The sequence below is a fragment of the Desulfosporosinus orientis DSM 765 genome (genome assembly GCF_000235605.1).
Classification (GTDB): domain Bacteria; phylum Bacillota; class Desulfitobacteriia; order Desulfitobacteriales; family Desulfitobacteriaceae; genus Desulfosporosinus; species Desulfosporosinus orientis.
Window position 1 is genome coordinate 3,852,785 of sequence record NC_016584.1, and the last position, 20,825, is coordinate 3,873,609.

Genomic DNA, 20,825 nt, shown 5'->3' on the forward strand with positions numbered 1-20,825 from the left:
CTAAACCTGTCCTGTCCGGTTTCCGAAGACTTTGGCCAGTTCCGCCTGCCGGGGCAGATTGCTTTGCTGCATCCGCTGCAGGGTTTTCACCCGACGCAGCAAGGCCAAATAACGACAGGAGCCCTCAATCTTACAATTGTTGCAGTCAAAACAGGACGGCAGGACGGTTTGCGCCAAAACCAGCTCCGGAACAGCAAAATTTTCCGCAACCTTTGCGGCCATAACTTCACCGTAACGCTCCGTTAACATTTCTTTGATCCAGTCATCCGGGAGACCGTCTCTTTTAGCCTCCAAATAGCTGCGCACTGTCCGGTAGTAAAGTATAGGGCCGGAACAGGCCGCCTCTGATTTTAGAAATGCCCCCATGCTTGCCGCCGCTGCAGAATAATCGGCCAGCCGGCTGTATAGCAAGGTAAGTAGATAGTCTTTGGACAGCTTCCTTAGCTCCGGATGGATGTTGCTCAAAAACCACCGCCCAGGCTCAAAAGCTACCGGCAGAACCAGTCCGTCCGTGCAGGAAATTGCTTCAGCCAAGCGGGCAATGCGTTCCGGCCCGGCTTGTTCTAGGTTAAGCAGGGTAGAATGGTTTCTGACAATCGCCATCCAGTTGGGGAAATCCGTATCATCAAAGAGAAAATCCGTCTCGCTCATTCCCGGAATGAAAATTTGATAGGATGGGAAGCCCAGGAAAGAAACATCGCGGATAAAGAGGTTGCGTCCCAAGTCTTGGACTTTTGCGAGCAAATAGGCCAGATCAGCACTGTCGCTTTCTGAAATGGGATGAGAAAAGCCGTTGAAAGCATAAGAAGGTTTATCAGCGAAAAGGCTGTTCGGCCACTGGCCCAGTCCGCCGGAAGTTGTATCATAATAAGCCGCCTGCCAGCTTAAATTCGATGTTGTACCTTCCGGGTAAGAATGAAAGCGGGCTTCTATATCCTGCGGGTTCCCCTGGTAAATTTCCGTCAGACATCTTTCCAGGGCCGTGATGGGACAGGGGTCAGCACCAACATGGAAAGTATATTTGTTGCTTTCCTCACTGATTAACAATAAACCGATGACCGGCAAGCCCATTCCGAGGGAACAGTCCTTAATGACGGCGGTGATTCCCGCCTCCTCTAAGCGCTGAATATGATCAAATATCTGAGCGTTTTGAAAATTAGCTGCAGGAACGGTCGGCGGGGTAATATTCTGCTGATAGATGGAACGGATCACATAGCGTTCCATCACCTCGGAAATTCCCTGGATGAGCGCCTCTTCCGTTGTATTGCCAGCACACATGCCGTTGGTGCCGCACATATTCCAAATCAGCTTAATGGGTAAATAGCGGACCTGGTTTTGTACGGCAGAATAATACGGCAAACAGCCGACGGACTCCTCCCCAAAGGCCATTTGCAAGTAATCCTTTTGCCTGTCCGGATCAGCAATCCCCAGCAGGGCGGCCAATACATCGGAACAATCCTCCACCAGAGATCCGGTGTCGAGATAAACCTCATCCGGCCCATAATGAAAATCCAGAACCAGGTCTTCTTTCTCCAGCCGCTCCCGCAGCCCCTCCGCAGCAGGCATTGCGGCCAAATATTTCCGGGTCGCGAATTTTAACTGCCGCAGCGGAAAGAGGATATTATTCTGGAGTCTTTCCATAAGTTCCCCGTAAGCACTGGCCAGGGCATAGCGGGCGGTCAGGCCCTTGCCGTTGGAACCTATCCCCAGGTCTGCCACGTCACTATCGCCGAGTAAGACCCGGCAGCAATGAACACCCGGCACGGGATAAGTGCGGTGAAACTCAATGGTAAACAAATCGCAGGCCACCAGAAGCGTACGGATATGGTTGATGGTCGTTAACGGATCTTGGGCCTTATACGCCTTGCGGCGTTCGGCCTTGCATTGTATTTTCGTTTCTATTTGCTGCATGGGGAAATCACTCCGTCCTGATGATTGTTGGCAGCCGCCGCATCTGCCCGGGCTATGGCGGCAAAACGCTCCCGGTAGCCCCCCCGCCAGAGGGCACAGGCCATCGGATCTCTGTCCAGCAGGGATCCAGATTCGGTCAGGGCATAAGCGCGGCAGCCTGCCCCGCAGGCGGCAAACATCCCGCAGACGACGCATTCCGGATTGGCAGCCAGCACTTCGCGCTTCTTCATGTCAGCTAAGTCCCGCAAAGCGGAAGCGTGCCAAACCTCGGCCAACTCCTGCTCTAAAAGATTAGGCATCTGCTCGTGGAGATCCGTCGCAGTAAAGCCGACACAGGGAAGAAGCCTGCCGTCCGGCAGCAAGTAAGGCTTTTCGCGCACAGAATCACATTCATAACTTTCCGGGGTGAAAGAGCCCGGCCGGCCATGCGGGTGGTTTGCCCCAAGCCGACTTGGCTCGCTTGGCCCACTTGGCTGACCTGCCTGAGCTGAACGGTCAGACTGATTAAGCTTCTTTCTCTCCAAAATACCGGGGCCGCCCCCGAAGAAGCGCTCCAATAAAATATAGAAAGGCTGACCGTCATCCAGCCACCGCCGCAGGAGGTCCTCACAAGCGTGGGCCATTTCTTCCGTGGAGAGGGCTGCCGGCCCTCCGCACCAGTTTCCCGTGGTCTGCGGCCTGCCGATCAGCCAGACGGGCACTTGCAGCTCTTTTATCAATTCGTAGGTCCGGGGCAAAGCCTCAATATTGTCTCTATCCAGAGTCGTACTGACCGCCACCGTCAAACCGGATGCTACGACCTGACGAATGGCCTCGCTAACCCGTTCCTCCGTACCCCAAGTTCCCCGCATCCGGTCATGAACACCCGCACCGTCAAAACTAATTTTAAAATCAGGCGCTTGCCCCAGGCTCTTAATCGCTTCCAGCAACCGTGGGGTAATCAGCGTGCCGTTGGTCGCAATCTCCGTAAGACGAATTCTTCTTGCCGTGAGCTCCTCCATGATTTCCAGCAGGTCTTCCCGCAGCAGCGGTTCGCCCCCGGTTAACGAAACCTGAAGGACATTGGCCCTTTCAAACTGCCGGATGAAATGCCGGATCGTTTCCCGTCCGGGATGGCCGTAACGCCCGGAAGGCGATTCCATAAAGCAGTGCCGGCAGTTCATATTGCAGCGCCCGGTCAGCGCCCAGTGAATCCCCCGGACCAGCGGATTAGCCGCCTGCCGGTACTCCTGTACTTTTGCCAGTTTTTCTCCTTGCCGGCATTCGGTCGCAATTCCCTCGCTGATTAACCGTTCCAACAACTTGATATGCCCTGGCAGAAAGGCCGGTGAATTAAAATTGGTCTGCCCGTCACAGGACTGGGCCACATAGAATATGTCCTGGCCTAATTGGCGCAAGAGACCGGTTTTCCAGTTGGTTATTGCCCACGGCATATCCTGCCACCCCCGCAGGAGCCAAGGGCTGTTCAGTTTGGCATAACACTCTCTCATTCCAATCCCCCTATTCTCTGCAGTCTTGGCTGTCGGTTTTCATACCGGGCGCATATGAGCCTGCTTCGACCATTTCCCGAAAACGCCGGATATAGCCACCATGAAAAAGCTTGCAAGCAATGGGTTCTTTGGCCAACAGGTCCCCTGTTTCGGTAAGGGCCACAACCCGGCAGCCGGCTCCGCATTCGCCAAAAAATCCACACTGGGTACAGCCCTCGTTTTGGGCCAACACGTCCTTTTTCTTGAGGTCACAGATCGAACGCAGCTCTGGATCGCTCCAGGCCTTTGACAGAGAACTGCGCAGCACATTCGGCATTTTTTCCAGAAGGCCGGTCCCCGTGTACCCGCCGCAAGGAAGAAGGGTACCGTCAGGCAGAAGATAAGGACGACTGTGCGTACCTCCACAATTCCATGAATCCGGCGTGATCGGCCCCGGAACGCTTCTGCTTTCATCCCCTGCGCCCTTATCTTGCCGTGGAAAAAGCCCGAACCGCCATAATTTGAGATCAAATGGACGGTTGTCGGCCAGCCAGCGCTGCATCAACAAGGTACTGGTTTCAACCATATCTTCCAGGGACACGCCGCTCTGCTGACCACGCCAGTGACCAATTTCCACCGGAGGAGCCAGCCACCAACCGTCAACAGCAAGATCCCTGAGCATATCATAAGTTTCCAGCAGGTTTCGGCGGGTGATCTGATCGACGGAGGTGATAATGGTAACCGGAAACTCCCGGACTTTCAGCCTTTTAATCCCCTCGATTGTCTTGGCTTCGCTGCCCGAAACGCCCCGCATATAATCATGGGTATTGCAGCCGTCAAAGCTGATCTTAAAAAACGGTCGGTAGCCATATTGCATAATCGTTTCCAGAATTTCATCCGTAATCAGCATACCATTACTAAAAACCTCGGCCAGGCCAATCTTTTTCCGCGACAAAATTCTAATAATTTCCGGCAGGTCCCGGCGCATAAAGGGCTCGCCTCCGGTCAGGGCGACTTCCTGAACATTGGCCTCTTCCAACTGGCGGATCATTCCCTTAATCTGCTCCAGGGTAAAGTCGCCGAAGCGCCCGGAGGGGGCTTCCATAAAGCAATGGCGACACTTGAGATTGCAACGGCCGGTAATCGACCATAAAAGGCCCCGGATGACAGGATTCGGCGCCCGCCGGTAATCCTGGACCGCTTCCGATTTTTCTCCGCCGGCACATGCTTCGACAAGCCCGGCAGTAATCAACTTGTTTAAGATTTCCCTGTGCCGGGGCAGAAAGGCCAGGGAATCAAAGTCGGTTTGTCCGTCGCAGGATTGGGCTACATAATAACCGTCCCGATTCAGTTCCCGGAAATCTCCGTTTCTCCAGTTGACCAGCGCCCAGGGAACATCCGACCACCCCCGCAAAAGCCACTCCTCTTTTAGTCTGGCAAAACGTCCGTTCATTGCTGTTTATCTCCTCTCATGCTTGCTTGATTGCCTTTTGCCTGTTCCCCGGCAGCGGCTTTTCCCGTAAAATACTTTTTATATCCGCCTTGCCAGAGCTCGCAGGCAATCGTATCTTTGGCCAACAGGTCACCGCTGCCGATAAGGGCCGACGTCCGGCAGCCTGTCCCGCATTGCTTTAAGAGCGGGCAAGCAGAACATTCCGAATTATGGGCCAGAACATCGCCTTTTTTCATATCTAGCAAAAAACGCAGGGCGGGATCATTCCAGGCTGCGGCAAAATCTGTTTCCAACAGGCTCGGCAGCCTGTCCGACCAGGGCGTATCCCCGTAACTGATACAGGGCATCAGTTTGCCGTCAGGCGCCAGATAAGGCCATTGCCGGCAGGAAGAACAAGTATAGTCCGCCGCTGAAAAATCACGAGACACAGGAACCGCCTGTTTGCCATCCCCTTCCCCGCCCTTAGCTCCAGAATAAAAAGCCTCCAGGCCGATCATAAAAGGCCGCCCGTCGGCCAGCCAGTTCTCCAGGAGCTCTTCGCACGGTTTCACCATCTCCTGCAAAGAGAGGCAGGTGGTCATGGTCCGCCCGCAGCCCACCGGCTGGGGACGCCCGATTCCCCAGGCATAAAGGTCCAGGGCCTTCATTTGTTCATAGGTAGGCATAAGACAATCCAGGTTAGTCTTATCCAGGCAGGTTGTCACCGCAACCGCGAACCCGGCTGTCCTGATTCTCTGAATGGCATCAAGTACCACCGCTTCCACTCCCGCTGTACCCCGCATCAGGTCATGCCTGCCGCAGCCGTCGAAGCTGATGCGGAAGACCGGCCGGACCTCAAGTTTCTGTAATTCTTGCAGCATAACATCACTGATTAGGGTGGCGTTGGTATAAATGTCCGTCAGGCGGATCCTTCTGGCTGTCAACTGCCGGATCAGATCCAACAGATCCTTCCTCATAAAAGGTTCTCCTCCGGTCAGGGATACCTCCGTTATATTGGCTTGCTCGAACTTATCCAGCAGCCGCTTCATTTCCAGAAAAGGAATTTCTCCCGGCTGACCGGAAGGGGCATCCATGTAGCAGTGACGGCAGTTTAAGTTACAACGGCCTGTCACTGCCCACTGGATTCCCCGGATCAGTTCATGGTCTGCCTGCCGGTATTCCTGGGCGGGAGCCGGTTCCTCTCCCTGCCTGCATTCCTCGGCAATTCCTTCAGTAAGGAATTGCTGCAGCCAAGCTCTATGCCTGGGCAGAAAAACCGGGGAAGTAAAGTCGGTTTGTCCGTCACATGACTGGGCAACATAGAAACCATCTTGCCGTAGACGGTAGAAAGCACCGGTTCTCCAGTTGACCAGAGACCAGGGAATATCGGTCCACCCCCGCAGCAGCCATTCATCTTTTAATTTAGCAAAACGCGCAGCCATCATCAATATCCCCTTTCCTGGTCCCCGGGCAATCCTTGAAGTTTGGGAGTTTATTTACTGCCTTCCCATCCAGTGTCCTAAAAACATGCCGCAAACTTCGCCGCAAACCGAAGAACATCCGCCAGCTACACTATCCAGTTGTGCATCGTCCAGTTCCTGGTCTGCAGCATGCATCGCCCGGATATCTTCCGCTGTAATGTCAAAACCATTATCGCGGGCAATTTTCACCATCCCGGCATACACCGTATCGATTTCACCCCTGATTGCTGTCACCTGGTCTTTGAGGGCCTTGTCTTCGGCCAATTTTTTATAAAAACCTTCCAACTGCTGCTTACTCATTTTTCTTTTCACCTCCTTTACCGAAAACCGGAAAATTCGGCTTCATTAAGCTTCTCATCCGCCGGAATTTATCTTCGGTTTCCGCGATTAATTGCTCAACCGTGCGCCCGTTGACTTCACTATAGCGCCAAAGCTGATAGGAATAGGGTGGGGTGTTTATGGTCTCGCCCCTCGGGGCGGTGAGCACAATCAGGATTTCAGCACTGCGCCGCAGCATTTTTTCGTAGCCCTGCGGGAAGCAATGCAGGCGGATTCCATACTGCTCCGGTTTGCTGCCCAGCAGGGAACACGGCACAACATAGTACCGATTCAGATGGAAGCCGCTTAAATTCCCCTGTTCCAGATTTTCCTGCACAAAAGCATACGTTTCCTGAAACTCGTCTTCTCCTTCATACGGCAGACCGACAATCACTTCAACTTCGGTCCAGATCCCGCGTTCTCGGCACCAGCGCAGCACGCGGCTTGCCTGATCCAAATCAAGCCGTTTATCAATGAGTTTCGCGATCTTTTCACTGGCGGTATCCAGGCCGAAAACGAGTTTGCGGCAGCCTGAACGGTAAAGCAAATCGATCAACTCGGGCGTCAGGTTATTAAAACGGGCACAATCGCTCCAATAAAACGTCAGGCCGCGTTCCAACACCAAATGACAAAACTCCCGTACAAAGGATGTGGACAAATTGAAAGCATTATTATAAAAACGGATGTGTTCCGTATTGTACTCGGAAAGCAGTGCCTCAATATCGTCAACAACCTCCCGGGCGCTCTTGGCAGCAGGCCCAGGTCTGTCCTCCCGGCTCTGGACGCAAAAAGCGCAGCGATAAGTACAGTTATTATTGAAAGCATAAGGGATAAACAGGGTTTCTTTTCTTTCTTCCTTAGCCAGCCTGCGGCGGTTCATTTCGGAGACAACCGGGTTGAGGTAAATGGGCCATTGATAAAACTGCACCAGGTTAGTTTCTGTATTTGCCGCAAGCGGTTCAGACGACCGGCAGCACAGAGTATAAGGCTTGAGGTTTAATCCCTGGAAATCCGGGCGGATCAGAGTGGGAATATCTTCGGGATTACGGAAAAGCTGCCCGTCTACCCAGTAGACAGCGCCGGGAAGTTCCTGATAAGGGCGCGCGCCTTCCTGCCGATTCCAGCCGGCAAGGAGTTCGGCAAAGGAACGCTCGCCTGGACCGATAAAAAGATAAGGAAAACACCGAGTGACAGCTTCCCATAATTCCTGAAAAACCTCACGGAACTGCCAGAGAAAGTCAAGGTTGGCGCCGCCGAAAACAACTGGTTTCCCCAGTTGTTCTTGTATTCTGCGGCCCAGGAGAAAAGCCAGGTGTATTTCAAAGAAAGACATGTTGGCACCTGTGGAAATGCCGACGACATCACTGCCGGCAGCTACGCTCTCTCCAATAAAATAATCCAGCTCATCCTCCATGCCCGTGGGGCTGCCGCCAGTCAAATGCCTTAGAATAAGACCTTTATCAAAAAGAGGCAGCCAAGTCTCAGCAGCCGGCGGTCGGCTAAACCGTTGCATATGCGTGGTTAAGTCTGTGGAACTGACCGTATAGCCTTTGGCCCGCAGGTATCCTTGCAGCACGCCTAAAGATAAAGGGATCGGGCTGAACCGGAAAAATGCCGGATCGCAAAAAGGGGTTTCACTTGGGGTGAAGATAAGCGCAATTTTATTGTTCAATGTGTAATACCTCTTTTATTAAAATAAACTTAAACAATTTCCTATTAGCCTGAATATTAATCATTATAGGAATTCACAATGCTTTACATTAAAAAATTAATTATTTCTGAACTTTTCCGCAAACTTTCTCTACTTCCTCCTAATATCTTAAAAATAAGCCAAACGGCATATACGGTCAGGACCTATCAGAGCTCTCATTTCTCACCCTCCCAACATTTTTTGTTGTAACCATTACGTTATTAAAACCCATCCTTCTCTGTTATCTATTTAATCGACAATCTCATAAGCTTTTTTAGAGACAACTCACCATCACAAAACGCTAATTCCTCTAGAGTTAATTGGGCCAAGGCTAATAGCATTTTAACCCGTCCTCCTGGACGATTGATTTTCTCCTGAAAACGCATGTGAAAACTTTCCAATGTCTCTGCAGAAGCCTTAACAAGTATCTTAAGGATCTCGAAAGCACCATCCGATAGCGGTGGTGTACCGCGATATAAATTAATCCTTCCCCCCGCTTTGTGCAAAGGAAACTCTTCTAACCCTATGAAGCGTAAAAACCAGCTCGCTCGATAAGTACCCATAGCCCCAGTAATCCCCATATAGTCAGCGATTAGCTCATCCAAGAGGTTATTGCGCATTGAAGAAAAAACTCGACGCGTAAAATAATGCGTACATTCATGTTCACGCCTAATAACTAGGGAAGCCTCTCTCCATTCCTCAGGCGATAGCCGTAGTTCTGAGGCCTGAACAGCACTATAAAAACCATTACTTAAAATAATGAAACGATCTTGATACAGCTCTTTTTGAGGGATCAAACGCTGAAATTCTTGCTGCCAATCTCCTTCACTCCATTTCCCCTCTTTGCTTCCCCACATCCTTCGATAGTCTTTAATCCGTCCCCAATTATTGTACCCGGAGATCATTTGGGCTCCCATAGAATCTGGTATGGGTTTAGGCTCATTCTTCATTGTGAGGGCCCTAACCAATGACACAAAATCATTGCGGTGCCTAGTAATAATTAGTGGTATCTTGCCGGCAGATGAAGGATGTATTATCAGCTCTAACAATTCCGGTTTTTCAAGGCAAAGTCCGACTTCCCCTTGAGTCAACTCCCCTCCGGCATTAACGACAGCCTTATAACCTTCGGTCGTACTAATCCCCTCCTGTATGGGAAATTGAAGCTGGACTAAATTTTCACGCAGGGTCGCATAGACACCCTGCGATTTTGCCTCCAAGGCATACTTCTCCCACGCAGCTACAAAAGGTTCATCGGGAAGAGGAATACTCAAATGATTAACTGTGCCCAGACTAAGGAAAACATTTTCATTATACTGAAGAAGTTCATACGTTTCTGATGCTGTCGCTCCAAAGTCTTGAAGAACTTTTCTTCTCAGTACTTTTTTATTCATTTATCTCCTTTCTAGCTCGTTATACTTATTTTAATAATTTTGTTGTATCTTAGTTGCTTTAAAAAATTTTGTCAAAATACGCTCCAACCACATTTAGTGCAAAGTACACCTATCCTTTTGTTCTCTGATTTTGAGGCTAACTCTCCGATTACTTCTATGAGTTATTACGCTGAACCAAAGTTTTCATTACACTTTTAGCAGGTTAATCGTCATCTTTCATTGATTTGCTTCTTACCTCGATGAGGAGTCTTTAAATTCAATTGCCTGGTCGCTGCCAAATAATTTACTTATGAACTGATCGAGGGTGCCCGCACTTTGGACAATTTTCGCAGTCTATCGTTGTAAGAAACTTTTTTTAATTTGGCTCTCGCTTGAATAATCCGTGCTCCTCATCGTCTCAGCTAATTCCAGTTGGGAATCAAACTCTGTGCTGTCTTGTCCTGGGAACAAAGGGCCTGCCGCCCTACGTTTATATATAAATGTTTTGCGACAGGCCCGTGCGTTGGTTTTTACGTGCTTGCAGAGGTGTCTTTAATAGTCTATCCTTTTCTATTTCCCCATCAGCTGTCCAAGCTGCTGTTCAATATCTTTACCGACTACAACTTCTCCTCCGAAGAGAGCCGCTCCGGTTAGTTTTTTGGTTTGCAAATAATTCATAACCTGATCCGACAAACTCCCGTCTGCTAGAATGATCGGGGCATTGTGATTGGCTGCATAGACACTTCCTGCCAGGGCATCTGGGAAGTTGTCACCGGTGGCTACACAGACACTTTGCCCGGACAAATTGAAGTATTTTGCAACGGCCAGAGAAGTTTCATAGCGGTCTTCTCCAGCGATTCTCACAATATTCGTTTTGTCTGGTGAAGTGATCTGCGCTACTTGGTTTGCGACTGCTGTACTGATGACACCTTCTCCTCCGATAATATAGACTTTCGAAGGCTTCATTTTGGCAATCTCTTGCTTGACCGCATCGCTGAGTCCGTCTTTTTGTACTAACAGGATGGGGTACTGCATTTCTGCTGCTATACTGCTGATGGATAAAGCGTCTGGATAGTTTTCTCCATAGGCCAGCACAAGCGGCGTTCCACTCTTGACCATTAATTGATCGGCTATTTTGACCGACGTTTCATACCGATCAGTTCCACCTAATCGGGTGATCTTCGCAAACCCACTCGAGATTACTTTGTTTTCCATAGCACTGCTGACGACGGCTGTGCCACCTAGGATATAGACGGTACCTGCTGGGTCAAGATTGGACTTCAGGTAATCCAAGACCTTTTCTTGGTCCGCATCTGAACTTCCAATCAGCAGAATAGGTGCATTCAGCTTGTAGGCCAGCACACTTCCGGTTAAGGCATCCGGATAGTTGTCTGCCGTGGCAAGGATGACATTGGAAAGGGTTCCTGAGTAGCTTGCTTTGGCGATGGCCAGCGCTGTATCGACTCGGCTCAAACCCGCAAGTCTTGTAACTCCGGTGGCGATTTGATTCATTTTGAAATCCCATTTAACGATTTCTTGTTCCACGGAAATGATCGGGCTCGCATATTGGTTATATCCGTCTTTGCTGGCCACGATATAGTAATCGGTAGTTGGAAAGACCATGAAGCCATAGGCCCCATTCGCATCACTTGTTTGTGGATCTTGATTATTGTTGGGCTTAAATCCGTCAATGCCAGGTAACGATACGACTATATCCGGAGTTATACCCTTGGCCTTGTTTCTATCCGTATTGGCATAATACAAGGTGACGTTGGCTCCTGCAATTGGCTTGCCGGTTGCTGCATCAATGATGACTCCATAGGGATCGATTAACGTACAGTCTAAACTTACTGCCCCACTGCTCGAAACGGTAACTTCCAGGGTTCCAAGCGTAATCGTTTGTCCGTTGCCTAAATCATAGGTGATTTTAAATTGATTATCGGTTCCTTTGGCTAAGTTCGACAGATTGATGGTTCCATTTGCAGACACTGTTACAGTCGAACCCGATGAGGATACAAAGATCACTTTAGAAAGATCGCTTAAAGGACTCATCGTTCCGTCAGGTTGTTGTAAGGTTACCGTTTGCGCTGCATTCAGGGAAACGTTATAATTTCCGTTACTATTTGTAGTTACAGTAGCTGTCAAATTGGAACCCTGTGTACCGTTACTGTATGATACATTACCGGTAACAGTCGTTCCTCCACTTGATGAGCTTCCACCGCCTGAGGACCTTCCTCCACCGCCTCCGCTGGTAGTTTGAGGTATCGGCTCAAACACTGCCGATACAACAACGTTAGCAGCTGGCATGGTGAAGCTGGTTCCGGTAATGATATGATCGCTTCCGTCATTATACTTCAAGCTTCCCGCTTGCAATTCCATCCCTGTGTTTGGGGTTATGATCAGAGTAATGGCGGAACCGGAGGTTGCGCTGGTTGGACTGGCTGTAATCGTACCTCCTGACAGGGTGCCGATACTGACGGTGTAATTGCCTGCCGGTATCGGTTCAAACACCGCCGATACGATGACGTTTGCCGCAGGCATGATAAAGCTGGTGCCGGTAATGATATGATCGCTTCCATCATTGTACTTCAAGCTCCCCGCTTGCAATTGCATCCCTGCATTTGATGTTATATTCAGGTTGATTGCTGAACCAGACGTCGCCGTTGTTGGACTGGCTGTGATGCTGCCGCCTGTCAAAGCACCAATACTGACTGCGTAATAGCTTGCTGGGACCTGTCCTGACTCAGCATCAAGAAGGGCCTGGTAAATTGCTGCATGCCCTGCCATTGTAGGATGTGGATCAAGCTGTATCGTGGTCAGATTGAAATTAACGGCACCAGGAGTTGTTTTAAACATAGTATAGACATCAGCGACTTTATAGCCTGCCATTGCATTATTGTTTAGCACTTGATTGATCCCTCTGATGAGAGGATCAAAAACTGAATACAGCGGATCCTGTTCGTTAAAGGGATTATAGAGGTTGAGGACGTAAATTTGAGCCTGCGGGGATAGAGTTTTTACCGCTGTTATAATTTGAGGGAAATCTGTGCTGAATTGACTGACCCCGGATTGTAAGGCTTGGATTAAGGTTGGCGAATTAGCCAAACTGGTCAAGATGGCATCTTTGTTTGGATTTACAGCCATAGCCGCTGCCAATTGAGTCATTAAATTAGGATTATTGACCGGGTCGACCCCAAAAGCTGTACATACGGAAACAATGACTGGGGAAAGCAAATTATCTCCGCCGATGCTTATGGTAATAACCTTGGCATTTCCGACAGCCGCGCTATATTGAGGCGTTAGTAATCGTTGCAACAAATCGCTGCTCTTATCTCCCGATACGGCCAGATTATTCAAGGTAAGCTGACTATAAGCCGGCTCTGTCAGAAGATGATTATTGAAAAGATGTACATAGTCACTCCCAGGTGCGGCACTCATTCCATAGGCAATGGAGTCACCCAAAGAGAGAAATGTTTGAGCAATATAAGCCGGCACCACAACGTCAACGGCAGCTCCCGCATTAAACCCTGTACTTTCTTCATACCTTACTTGATACATCCCTGCCGCCAAGCCGGTGATTTCTGTGGCTGAAGCTGCAACTGAGGTGAAGCCGGCTGCTCCCTCAAGCCGATATTCCATGCTGTCACTAACTCCGGTGATTTTGCCGTCATTATTGGCTGCTGTCGTGGGGGCTATTCCGGTCAGTCCTGTCGGAGCGGCTTGGTCTTGGTTCGGTGCAACGTACGTAAATTGGTCACTTGGAACTACCGCGCTCGTTCCGTAAAGTCCGGTCACGGTCACGTCTACCGTTCCGCTTCCGCCCGGCGATGTAACTGTGAGCGAATTATCATCGGTAACTGTAATACTGCTTCCTGTCGTACTGCCAAAATGGACTGCCGTGGCTCCGGTGAATCCTGAGCCGCTGATTGTTACTGTTGTCCCTCCTGCTTCTGGTCCACTCGTGGGACTGATGCCCGTTATACTTGGAACAATATAAGACGTGAAATTATTGGGATTTGATGAACTCACCTGGTCTGTGGCCAGATACATGGCACCGCTGGATGTAACGGTCGTCTGAATTTCATCCGTCGCGGAACCCGTCGTCTGGGGCAGCCACAGATAGAGGTTGCCGCTTGCATCCGTCGAACAGTTAACGGAGCTCCCCCCGTTAACTGTATAAGACACGCCGGCAGATCCGGGTAGGCCCGATATAGTCACGAGATATTCTTGGCTACCGCTGCTGCTTTGCACTGTGGGCTGGATGGAGTTTGCGTTTACCGACCCGCCGTTAATGGTCAACGTACCGCCGCTGGAGGAGCCGCCGCCTCCGCCGCCGCCTCCGCTGCCAATGCCGCTGCTGCCGTAGCCGTAGCCTGTTGCCGTGACCGTGCCGCCGTTGATTGTCACTGTGCCTCCACTGCCGCCTAAGCCCCTGTCGCCGCCGCCTCCGCCGCCAATGCCGCTGCCTGCGCCGCAGCCAATGCCGCTGGGGCCGCCTGTTGCCGTGACCGTGCCGCCGTTGATAGTCACAGTGCCGCCGCTGCCGCCGCTGCTGCCGTCGCTACCGCCTCCGCCGCCAATGCCGCTGCCGCTGCCATAGAAGTCGCCGGTGCTGCCGCCTGTTGCCGTGACCGTGCCGCCGTTGATAATCACAGTACCGCCGCCGCCAATGCCACTGCCGCCGCCGCTAATGCCGCCGCGGCTGTCGCCGCCAATGCCGCCTGTGGCCGTAAGGGAACCGGTGCTGTAAGCAGTTATGTCGAGGGTCGCGCCAGAAGGCACGCCAAGTCCCGCGCAGTATTTGCCGGCTTTCAAGATATTTGTGCCACTAAGAGTCAAGTTTACCATCGTACCAGACCCTATGAATAATGGACAGATATTACTGTAGATATTGACGTTTTCCAGGGTGATATTTAAGGTGCCAAGATTCTGGTCTACCGTCACATAATTTGCGGTTTCGTTACTTGGGCTGCTGTCTGTTATGGTGATTGACTGGGTGATTGAAATATTATCCTCAGTCTGCCCGCTGCCGTAACAAACTTTGATAGTGCCGGAATTTGTACCGGCAGATATGGTGATATTCCCTTGGGATATATCATAGGTATATGGATTCGTATTCGCCATAGCGTTGGTGGTATAACACGGCAAAACCATTAAAAAATATAATGCCACCATGGCTAAGGCTGCATATTTGTTCTTCACATTCACGCCTCCGTTTTTAAATTTTCATTGAAAAGCATACATAGCTTGATTGCCTGTAATTAACAAAAACTCCTTATCTTGCTCCCATGCTAATAGGGCTGATGCCCAGCTGCGATGTTGCCATCCAACACATGTCTTGGACTTCTATTTCGCTCTTTCCTTGCTTGGCGGCGAATGCATTTAAACCCCACCCCTTGGCTTCATTGTTATTTTTTGAGTTGCTATGTTTCTGTGACGTCACAACCCTCACTTCCAGCGGCGGAGGAACGTGGGAATTATGCTCCTTACCGCAGCGACATAGGTGTTTTCCCCCACCGCGACATACCCAGCAATCCACTCCAACGGTTTAATCAGACTCCCTCTCGGGAATATGGGGACTGCTTTGCCTGCGCTTGTCATAAGTACATCCTGACCGCCAAACACCTCTGCAAAGTTCCCGATTTCTCCAATAATAACAAAGTCCCCGCCCGGATACAGCTCCCTCATTTTTTTGACGGGACAAAACGGAATTTTGCTTTGACTGTTTCTTTCCTTGAAAATCCGAGTCTGGTTTGTTTGCGGATAAAGCCGGTAAAGCATGCCGATCACCCTTTTTCATTATACTTGAAAAATTGCCAGCAGGATGGAAATGGCGAAATTGACCCCCTTTTTCGCCGAAATTGGTATATAACAATACCCTGCAAAGCATTTTGCAGGGTATTGGGTCTATGAATTATGAAAATCAAAGGTCATTGTACTGCAGTTACTGTTATTTCATTATCCCTTCCCGCTAAGGTTGTTGCTGTTTCTTTTACCCTTATGTTTACTTTTGTTGATCTTCCATCAACGGTTAAATCGGCATATGGTGCATAAACAGTCCCATTTATTGCTGCTGCTACAACGGGGTTGCTTGATGTCCAGTAATGTCACTTCCGCCTTATAATTTCACTTGGCATATTTAGCATAAACATAGCTATAACTTCCATTGTAGATAATCTTGTACCAGTCGCCAGAAACTCCTAACACCTCGACAACTGAGCCATACGGCAGCGCTCCCAGGATATTGCTGGATAAGCTAGCTCCATCGCGGACGTTAAGACCTATTCGAGCTATGACTTTAACAGATTTTAGGACAGCAGTCTCAGTTGCCGGTTGAACATATTTCGCATAAACATAGTACGTATTTCCATTATAGGTAATCCTGTCCCAAGCACCGGAAACACCAAGCAAATTGACCACTGTGCCACGCGGGATCGAACGGGCGACAGCGCAATCAAGGCCTGGACCTGTTCTAAGATTCAGCCAGGAAGCAGTAACTTGAAGTTTAGAGTTCGATTCACTTGGCACAGCCTGCAGGTCGGAAGTTGGCAAACCCGTCACTTTTACTGTAGTGGCTAGAATGCGGTTGTCGATCTCTCCAGTCATGGTTTTTTGAGCTTTTGCCGCCTCAATAAAGACATCCCGCAGCAGTACCCCGGTATCTTTTTTGTCAACAATCGCCGGATCATTAAACCCTGTAAACCTATCGCCGCCGGTACCCATAAAATCGTTCGTGGCTACTGTATAGGTTTGTGTCAGTTCAATCGGGGTTCCATCCGACTTCTTCAGCGAAGTAACGCGGTTCATGGTCGGCTTGGCCGGATCATAGGTGAATGACAGTCCCGCAACTTGAATGCCCTTGCCACCGTCTTGAACCCCATCCTCGAGCACTGCTTTAATTTGAGCACCTGTCATTTTCATGGTGTAAATCGTATCGTCAAAGGGCATAAGTGCCCACATATCACCAACTTTGATGTCTCCCTTAGGAAGATCACACCTCAGCGCGCCATTGTTGGTAAAAGCAAAGTCTGCTTGCACAGCATCTTTCGTGGCCTGACTAGTCCAGTTGCCTATGATAGAATCACCATACGGCGTAGTACTTTGGGTTCTTGTCAGTTCAACGGCAGCTGTGCCGAGGACTTCATTTAAAGTAGGACCAACCTCTTGGGTTGCCTTAGCAACGATAGCTTGAACGTCGGGATCAACTGATGGAGTTTGAGCTTTATACAGGGGAACATCGTCCTGATAGTTCATATCCCCAGTACTGACTGTCCCGTCCGCATTCAGGGTGACCTTTAAATGGATATACCCTTTGCCGTAAGCATTGGCGACTCCAACCGGAATGCCCTTAACCTTGGTTGTTAGCATCGTATGGGTATGTCCGCCAAAGATCGCATCTACTCCAGATAGTTGTTGGGCCATATCTATCAGGTTACCACTTACGGCCCCGCTTTGGTCGGCAGATGCCCCCATATGGGCCAAAACGACAACAATCTGGGCTCCTTGGCTCTTCAAATCTTTGGCCAGTTGGTTAATGATCGGAACCGGATCTTTAAAATCTACATCCTTGATCAGTGCTGGCAAAATCGCAGCAGAAAATTCCTTATTGTCAACAACACCGATCACACCAATTTTAACTCCATCTTTGTCCAACATAACATCCGGTTTAGTATAGTTTACCGGTTTTTCGGTGGTTTTATCATAGACATTAGCCGCCAGTACAGGAATAGATGTCCCTTTAATATCAGCGTTCTGCGGGTCAATAACTGTGTTGATACCCCAGTCATATTCGTGATTGCCTAAAGCCACGGCATCGAAGCCGATGTTCTTCATCATCTCTATGACTGGCTGGCCTTTTAAAATATTGGACAGAGCGGAACCTTGAAACATGTCGCCGCCGGACAGAATGACACTATTCGGGTTAGCCGCCTTGATATCCTTTATTTGTTTAGCCAAAGTGGCGGCAACTGGTTGGGTACTGCCAACTGGGTTGAGAGTCCCGTGCAAATCTGTTATTTCAAGAAAATCAAAGGTCTTAGGCGTTGCAGCAAGTGCATTTTGGGGCATGCTGGCTAACATGTTCAAGACCATAGCAGCTAACATTAAGATGACTGCTGCTTTTCTTTTGAGGCTTTTTGTCCATTTACTTTCCAACTTACTTATTTCCCTCCCCTTGTTTCTCTCTCCAATCATATCGGGGTATACATGTGAATTTTAGGATTATGCTAAATCGTTAGCCCCAGCGGACTGACTGGCATTGCTTCCCTACCTTGATATGTATTCCACTTGTACTAACGCTCGTTTTTGGTACGAAGACAAGCCGGCATCGTTTCCCGGCTTGTCCTTTTCTTTTTCCAAAAAACAGAATAGCCCCTTATTAGTAGCCCTCAAATTCTAACGCATGGTGTAAAACACGGTAAGTTTATAATCTACATCCAAAACACGGTAAGCAAAAGTCGCATGCCATTTCCCCTCCCGCCACTGCGTCCAGAGCTTCATCGGAAAGTTCATCGGACATAGTAGGTAATACTAGGTAGAGCGCGTTCGCGGGTTGTTCAATCACCTTGATTTCCAAAGACGCGGGCAGTTTTGCCCCTTCCTTCAGTCTAGCCATTTCCTTTTCCACCATAGCCTTAGGGTCTGCGAGCAGTTCTTTACGAAAACTCTCGTCCTTCAATGCCCTAACGATTAACTCATTCTGGAACTCTTGCCATGTTGGCAACTTTTGGTTGTTTTCCTTTTGATCTGTCATTTCTTCTTTCCTCCCTATTATTAATATTAAAAACGTGGTTGTTTTACAAACACGTATTTCATCATTATATTTCTTTTTTAAAATACGTTACATTTACGTTTGAGTCCTGATTTTATTACATCATACGTAACCGTCCTTACCAAAACATTGGGATCGGATTCAGTTCGTCTTCCGTGTTCTCCCTTTCCAGCCAGCCCAACTTAACCGGCACTTCGTACAGGCGCCCCGGGGCAAACCGCGCCCAGAAGTGCCTGAGCCCCGGCACAATTACTTTGACTACCGGCATGCCAATATCCGGACGTGTCTGATCCAGCACCAGCATCTCCATGCCTAGTTCTTCAATGATTCCCCGACAGTATTCAATGTCCTCCAGAATATCCTGGTGGAAAGGCTGATGGTAATCTGCTAGTTGTTTAGCGGGCACTGTAGGATCAGAAGCCAGATACGGCTGGTTGGCCAGGGTGGCTTCTTTCAGCCATTTTAGGGTCGTCGTGTCCTCCAAGGGTGCCTGACCACGATTAACGACGTCAAGGATGGAAAGGGACTGGTTCATTTCCGTTACCGCTCGGGACAAAGCAATTTTCGGATCCAGATGCGTGCCAAAACCGAACATGACCTGGCTTTCCGTCCCATCGGCCCGGCAGCTGATTGCGGCAAACGTGGGAATACCCAAATCAGAGGTCAGGTCAATTGCCCACATCTTCCGTCCCATCCGTCTGTACTCCTCTCTCAGCTCCCCATAATAAGGTTCGCTGAAGCTTTCAAGATCCACCGCGGGCCTTGGCAGACGGTTATACCACCAGAGGGCCACGCAGTCGCGTTCCACCAATTCGAAAAAGCCCTGCAGCACCGCTTCTTCCAGGGTGTTGCCCGAGGCATTGCCATTGGAGTCGCCCAGGGCAAACCGAGCCTCGGGATAATTATAATAGCAATACTCCGTGGGCAGGTAGCGGAAGCGCTTCTGGGTAAGCGACCAGACTGGGGTCCAGTCAAGCACAGCTTCCTCGTCAAAGGGTTCGGGTACATGATAAAAGCTAATCTCCTGACGGTTAATCTCCTCGCGCTGCTCGTACTGGCGTTGACTGAAGTTTTGACAGGCAGCGAGATGAACCGCTTCGTCACCAAGTTGGCGGTAACTGATCTTCTTTCGCTCAGGCTCATCCCCCCTGAACACCCCCGAAATGCGTTCCAAGGCCTCGCACAAGGCACTGGCTTTGGCCTGGGCGTCGGTCATACCCTTGCCGGCACTGCTCGAGCGCAGGCTGGCTTTTAACTTTTTCAGGTTATAGCGTCCATGGTACAGGGCCCTGTTTTCCCCGGCGAAGTAGAGGTGAACCTGGCTCTCTTCCGGTCGCATGCGTATGACTTGGCTAACTAAACCGGTCAAGGGGTCAATCAGGTGGGCATATTGTAGATAGGTTTCCAGTGGCTTGAGTATCCGGTGTCCGCCGTCCGTCACGAATGTTTTGACACGGCTTTCCATTACTAAAGGACGGGCCTCAGTTATCTCAGAATTCCCGCAAGACGGGCACTGGGGCAGGCGCTGGACAGCATGGAACTGGATTTCAGGCTTACTGAGATCTAGCGTCATTAGGTTGCTTACCAGGGCGGAAGTTTCATTTTTCACAATCCATTTAGCTAACTCTAGAGCAGCCAAGCTAAGGGCCGCTTGTTCACCGGCGGGCAGGAATCCCCTAACCGCAGGGATGACGGTTTGCCTGCCCTCCATCTTGTCCACCGCCTGCTTCACCTTGAGATTCCCTTTCATCCGGGCACTCAGGCACTCCCAGCAGGCGGTTTTGCCGGGTACAAAGACTGGCCCTGCCATGGCCTCTAAACCTGTGGACTTGACAATTAACCAAGGGATATCCTTCGTTTGCGCTTCCCGATTAATCTCGGCCAATTCCTTGTTCAGGTAATCGTCGGTCAGTACCACCCGCAGGTTGCCCTCGGCAGGGGCAGCCACAGTCAACCCCATCGATTCCAGGAGATTTATGAAGGGGAGCGGTGACAACCCACCCAGCACGATGACCTCTACCTTGGCCTCAGCCAATTTCGGCCCGGCCAGGGCTGGATCGACTCCCAGTGCGCTCCAAAAGGACGTTTGATCAGGGTTGAGAAAGTCGGACTCTTCCGTGATGTATCCCTTCTTCTCCAGTTCCGCCAGGGCGTGCCAGACTGAGGATACGGCTACTTCTCCTTCAAGTGCTGCCACGATTTCATCAAGGCTGTTTTTACCGTTTAACAGAGGGGCCAAGGCCGCATAGGTCTTGCCTTTGAGCACGAAATGCTGTTGGTCAGATAACAGAAAGACGACCTTTTCCTCAGCCACCACGTCCACCCGGAAATGATGCTTAAATCTCGGTCTTATCCAGAACATCGTTATGCCACTCCTTGTTATT

Annotated in this window: 13 protein-coding genes; 1 reads left to right on the forward strand and 12 read right to left on the reverse strand. The window is 50.0% G+C overall.

Going from position 1 to position 20,825, the window contains the following annotated elements; genetic code table 11:
* The 9 genes from DESOR_RS18065 to DESOR_RS18105 form a co-directional block, all read right to left on the reverse strand.
* Window positions 1–1,911, reverse strand: coding sequence for a YcaO-like family protein (locus DESOR_RS18065; protein WP_014186022.1), 1,911 nt, complete (start codon window positions 1,909–1,911; stop codon window positions 1–3).
* Window positions 1,899–3,401: a radical SAM/SPASM domain-containing protein gene (locus DESOR_RS18070; RefSeq protein ID WP_014186023.1), complete on the reverse strand. Its 1,503-nt coding sequence runs from the start codon at window positions 3,399–3,401 to the stop codon at window positions 1,899–1,901. Before DESOR_RS18070 ends, DESOR_RS18065 begins: the two co-directional genes overlap by 13 nt.
* Window positions 3,402–3,411: 10 nt before the next feature.
* Entirely contained in the window at window positions 3,412–4,833 is a 1,422-nt protein-coding gene (locus DESOR_RS18075) for a radical SAM/SPASM domain-containing protein (protein ID WP_014186024.1), read from the reverse strand.
* Complete coding sequence (locus DESOR_RS18080) at window positions 4,830–6,257, reverse strand: radical SAM/SPASM domain-containing protein (protein WP_042331387.1); 1,428 nt, start codon at window positions 6,255–6,257, stop codon at window positions 4,830–4,832. The genes DESOR_RS18075 and DESOR_RS18080 overlap by 4 nt, the downstream gene beginning before the upstream one ends.
* Window positions 6,258–6,308: 51 nt before the next feature.
* Entirely contained in the window at window positions 6,309–6,593 is a 285-nt protein-coding gene (locus tag DESOR_RS18085) for a Nif11-like leader peptide family RiPP precursor (protein WP_014186026.1), read from the reverse strand.
* On the reverse strand, window positions 6,586–8,283 hold the full coding sequence (locus tag DESOR_RS18090; protein WP_014186027.1) for a B12-binding domain-containing radical SAM protein: 1,698 nt from the start codon (window positions 8,281–8,283) through the stop codon (window positions 6,586–6,588). Before DESOR_RS18090 ends, DESOR_RS18085 begins: the two co-directional genes overlap by 8 nt.
* 263 nt (window positions 8,284–8,546) lie before the next feature.
* Complete coding sequence (locus tag DESOR_RS18095) at window positions 8,547–9,692, reverse strand: DUF7005 family protein (protein ID WP_014186028.1); 1,146 nt, start codon at window positions 9,690–9,692, stop codon at window positions 8,547–8,549.
* A 549-nt stretch (window positions 9,693–10,241) separates the two neighbouring features.
* The gene (locus DESOR_RS18100; RefSeq protein WP_014186029.1) at window positions 10,242–14,873 is read right to left on the reverse strand and encodes a cell wall-binding repeat-containing protein; all 4,632 of its coding nucleotides are present in this window, start codon (window positions 14,871–14,873) and stop codon (window positions 10,242–10,244) included.
* Between the two features lie 246 nt (window positions 14,874–15,119).
* Window positions 15,120–15,359, reverse strand: coding sequence for a hypothetical protein (locus DESOR_RS18105; RefSeq protein ID WP_242832349.1), 240 nt, complete (start codon window positions 15,357–15,359; stop codon window positions 15,120–15,122).
* 228 nt (window positions 15,360–15,587) lie between these two features.
* Here DESOR_RS18105 and DESOR_RS29460 point away from each other — a divergent pair, with 228 nt between their 5' ends.
* Window positions 15,588–15,725 carry a hypothetical protein gene (locus DESOR_RS29460; protein WP_158309049.1) on the forward strand — a complete coding sequence of 46 codons (138 nt, stop codon included), beginning with the start codon at window positions 15,588–15,590 and terminating at the stop codon, window positions 15,723–15,725.
* Between the two features lie 72 nt (window positions 15,726–15,797).
* On the opposite strand, the gene DESOR_RS18110 is transcribed toward DESOR_RS29460, so the two are convergent.
* The 3 genes from DESOR_RS18110 to DESOR_RS18120 all read right to left on the reverse strand — a co-directional run bounded on the left by DESOR_RS18110 (window position 15,798) and on the right by DESOR_RS18120 (window position 20,803).
* Window positions 15,798–17,825 (reverse strand): 5'-nucleotidase C-terminal domain-containing protein, encoded by a 2,028-nt coding sequence (locus DESOR_RS18110; RefSeq protein ID WP_014186031.1) that lies wholly within the window; start codon window positions 17,823–17,825, stop codon window positions 15,798–15,800.
* A 268-nt stretch (window positions 17,826–18,093) separates the two neighbouring features.
* The gene (locus tag DESOR_RS18115; protein ID WP_014186032.1) at window positions 18,094–18,423 is read right to left on the reverse strand and encodes an NHLP leader peptide family RiPP precursor; all 330 of its coding nucleotides are present in this window, start codon (window positions 18,421–18,423) and stop codon (window positions 18,094–18,096) included.
* Window positions 18,424–18,559: 136 nt separating this feature from the next.
* Complete coding sequence (locus tag DESOR_RS18120) at window positions 18,560–20,803, reverse strand: TOMM precursor leader peptide-binding protein (RefSeq protein WP_014186033.1); 2,244 nt, start codon at window positions 20,801–20,803, stop codon at window positions 18,560–18,562.
* Window positions 20,804–20,825: the final 22 nt, after the last annotated feature.

Coding starts and splice junctions, on each gene's coding strand:
- DESOR_RS18120 (WP_014186033.1), bottom strand. CDS start 20,803: ATGTTCTGGATAAGACCGAGATTTAAGCATCATTTCCGGGTGGACGTG.
- DESOR_RS29460 (WP_158309049.1), top strand. CDS start 15,588: ATGAAAATCAAAGGTCATTGTACTGCAGTTACTGTTATTTCATTATCC.
- DESOR_RS18115 (WP_014186032.1), bottom strand. CDS start 18,423: ATGACAGATCAAAAGGAAAACAACCAAAAGTTGCCAACATGGCAAGAG.
- DESOR_RS18075 (WP_014186024.1), bottom strand. CDS start 4,833: ATGAACGGACGTTTTGCCAGACTAAAAGAGGAGTGGCTTTTGCGGGGG.
- DESOR_RS18095 (WP_014186028.1), bottom strand. CDS start 9,692: ATGAATAAAAAAGTACTGAGAAGAAAAGTTCTTCAAGACTTTGGAGCG.
- DESOR_RS18105 (WP_242832349.1), bottom strand. CDS start 15,359: ATGAGGGAGCTGTATCCGGGCGGGGACTTTGTTATTATTGGAGAAATC.
- DESOR_RS18080 (WP_042331387.1), bottom strand. CDS start 6,257: ATGATGGCTGCGCGTTTTGCTAAATTAAAAGATGAATGGCTGCTGCGG.
- DESOR_RS18085 (WP_014186026.1), bottom strand. CDS start 6,593: ATGAGTAAGCAGCAGTTGGAAGGTTTTTATAAAAAATTGGCCGAAGAC.
- DESOR_RS18070 (WP_014186023.1), bottom strand. CDS start 3,401: ATGAGAGAGTGTTATGCCAAACTGAACAGCCCTTGGCTCCTGCGGGGG.
- DESOR_RS18065 (WP_014186022.1), bottom strand. CDS start 1,911: ATGCAGCAAATAGAAACGAAAATACAATGCAAGGCCGAACGCCGCAAG.